Below are 2654 nucleotides of genomic sequence, written 5' to 3'. Positions count from 1 at the left end.
GGGTTTTCGCTGTGCATCACTTGCGGATAACCGGGAATCAGCACCCGGACATCGTGCAGATGGGCCATGGCTCGGGGCAATGCGGCAGAAACGTCACCCAGGCCACCGGTTTTCACCAGGTCGGCGATTTCCGAGGTGACAAACAACACTTTCTTCTTGTTTGGATTCTGACGTGGAGCGGGCAGTACCGTTTTCGCACCCGGGGCAAGAACCGACATGGAGGTCGGCTCGCCGACTTGCTGGTGAGAACGCTCTCCCTGGATTTCTAAAGCGGCACTGTTCATGTGTTTCTCCCGTTTTATTGATCTGTTTCAGGCATCTCACCCCAATGATGCAGGCGGCCAGTTCCCGTGGCCGGGCGCAAAAGCGCTACGCAAGGAGCAGCAAACGCTGGTCGATGCGCTGAATCTCAGAGGCTGTAGTGGTTGTTGCAAGGATTGCACCAGTCGCTGCGGCCCCACCTTTAACCTGACCTGTTGCTTCGGCAGAAAGTTTCGATTTTTTCCCCACAAAATGACCGGCCGGTTTCCAGTCACGAAATGGAGTCTAGGTCAGAACGTAGAGCGGGGTGTGTGACGATTTGAAATTGTTCGACAATCGGTCTGACGTCACGATTTCCGGGCTCAATAAGCCGCGCCCGCACCGACGAAGTGCAGGTTCTTTCGCAGCCAAGGCACAAAAACAGGGAGAAGGTTGCCAGAGAGTGGGGCGTGGCAATGCGCCGCTCGCACCCTATTGGTGCGAACAACTTGCAGAAGCAGGCACCACCAACCCTGTAGCAGCTGGCGCAGCCTGCGTTCGGCTGCGAAGCAGTCGTGAAACCATTCCCTGCGGTGTGTCAGGCTCACCGAGTCGTCAGTATTTACGACCGCTGCGCGGCCGAACGCAGGCTACGCCAGCTGCTACAAGTTGTGGGTCGGGACGCTGTGGCCTAATTCAACAGCCGGATCGAATGGCCAGTTGTCCAGGCTTGAATATCTTCAATCATCTGTGAAAAGAACAGCCGGTAGTTTTGCTCGCTGACATAGCCGACATGCGGCGTGGCCAGTACGTTGGGCAATGTCCGAAACGGATGGTCGACGGCTAATGGCTCCCGCTCGAAGACATCCAGCGCTGCGCCCTTCAAACGGTTCCGTTCAAGGGCCTGGATCAATGCGGCTTCATCGACGATCGGTCCGCGCGCGGTATTGATCAGCAACGCTGACGGTTTCATCCAGCCGAGTGCCTGTTCATCGACCAGGCCCCGGCTGCGCTCGCTGAGCACCAGATGGATCGATAGCACATCGGCTTGTTCGAACAGTTCGCGCTTGCTGACATAAGTAACCCCGGCTTCGGCTGCGCGCTCGGCGGTGAGGTTTTCGCTCCAGGCGATAACGCGCATCCCGAACACTTGACCGAACTCGGCGATTCGTTTGCCGATGCTGCCCAGGCCCAGAATACCCAGGGTCTTGCCGTACAGGTCGCCACCGAGGCCTTGTTGCCAGTGACCGGCCCGCAGGGCGTTGGCTTCTGCGAGCAGATTGCGAGTCAGGGCCATGATCAGCGTCCAGGTCAATTCGGGCGCCGCCTGTTTGTAGCTGTCGGTCCCGCAGACCTGAATCCCCAACGCGGCGGCGGCCTTGAGGTCGATGGCGGCATTGCGCATGCCTCCGGTGACCAGCAGTTTGAGTCTGGGCAGGCTGCGCAGGAGTGCTTCGTCGAACAGCGTGCGCTCGCGCATCACGCAAATCACCTCGAAGGATCGCAGGCGCTCGCTCAGTGTGGCGTGGTCGGCAGGGTAATCATGCAAAAAGCTGACCTTGCCGATCCCCTCCAGCACTGACCAATCCACCACGTTTCGGGCCACGTCCTGCCAGTCATCGATCACCGCAATCTGTACAGCCATGAGCATTGCCTCTTCAAAGGGTTGGCGTGGTCTTGGCCAGCCAGCCAAGTAACGCCTGATGAAATTGTGCGGGTTGTTCCATTTGTGGTGCGTGACCCAGACCGGGGAATTCGATCAGCGTCGATTGTGGAATCAGTTGTGCGACCTGTTTGCCAAGGACGTCGTAATGGCCAATTTTGGCCTTGACCGCAGGTGACGCAATGTCGCTGCCGATGGCCGTGGTGTCGGCCGTGCCGATCAATAGCAAGGTCGGTATTTTCAGGTTCTTGAACTCGTAGAACACCGGTTGGGTGAAGATCATGTCGTAGATCAGCGCGGAGTTCCAAGCCACCTGAGCATGACCCGGCCCCTTGTTCAGGCCGGCGAGCATGTCCACCCAGCGGTCGAATTCAGGTTTCCAGCGACCAGCGTAATAGGTACTGCGCTCATAGTTGCGAATGCCGTCGGCGGACAGTTTGAGTTCGCGGTCATACCATTGATCGACGGTGCGATAAGGTACGCCGAGGGCTTTCCAGTCTTCCAGGCCAATGGGGTTGACCAGCGCCAGTTGCTCGACTTGCTCGGGATATTGCAGCGCATAACGGGTCGCAAGCATGCCGCCGGTGGAATGGCCCAGCAAGCTGGTCTTTTGAATGCCGAGTTTGGTCAGCAGTGCGTGGGTGTTGCTCGCCAGTTGCTGAAAGCTGTATTGATAGTTTTCCGGTTTGCTGGAGGTGCAGAAGCCGATCTGATCCGGGGCGATTACCCGGTAGCCAGCATCGCTCAGGGC

General features: G+C 58.1%; 3 protein-coding genes. All 3 read right to left on the bottom strand.

Going from position 1 to position 2654, the window contains the following annotated elements; translation table 11 throughout:
- Positions 1 to 284: glycogen/starch synthase (locus AC1DH9_RS26870; RefSeq protein ID WP_477809119.1), on the bottom strand; the 284-nt coding region annotated here is incomplete at its 3' end.
- A gap of 647 nt (positions 285 to 931) precedes the next feature.
- The gene (locus AC1DH9_RS26865; protein WP_427537452.1) at positions 932 to 1885 is read right to left on the bottom strand and encodes a D-2-hydroxyacid dehydrogenase family protein; all 954 of its coding nucleotides are present in this window, start codon (positions 1883 to 1885) and stop codon (positions 932 to 934) included.
- Positions 1886 to 1898: 13 nt separating this feature from the next.
- Positions 1899 to 2654: alpha/beta fold hydrolase (locus AC1DH9_RS26860; protein ID WP_477809118.1), on the bottom strand; the 756-nt coding region annotated here is incomplete at its 5' end.

This window comes from Pseudomonas sp. 05T35 (assembly GCF_056396605.1).
This window is presented reverse-complemented; position numbering and strand designations above follow the sequence as displayed.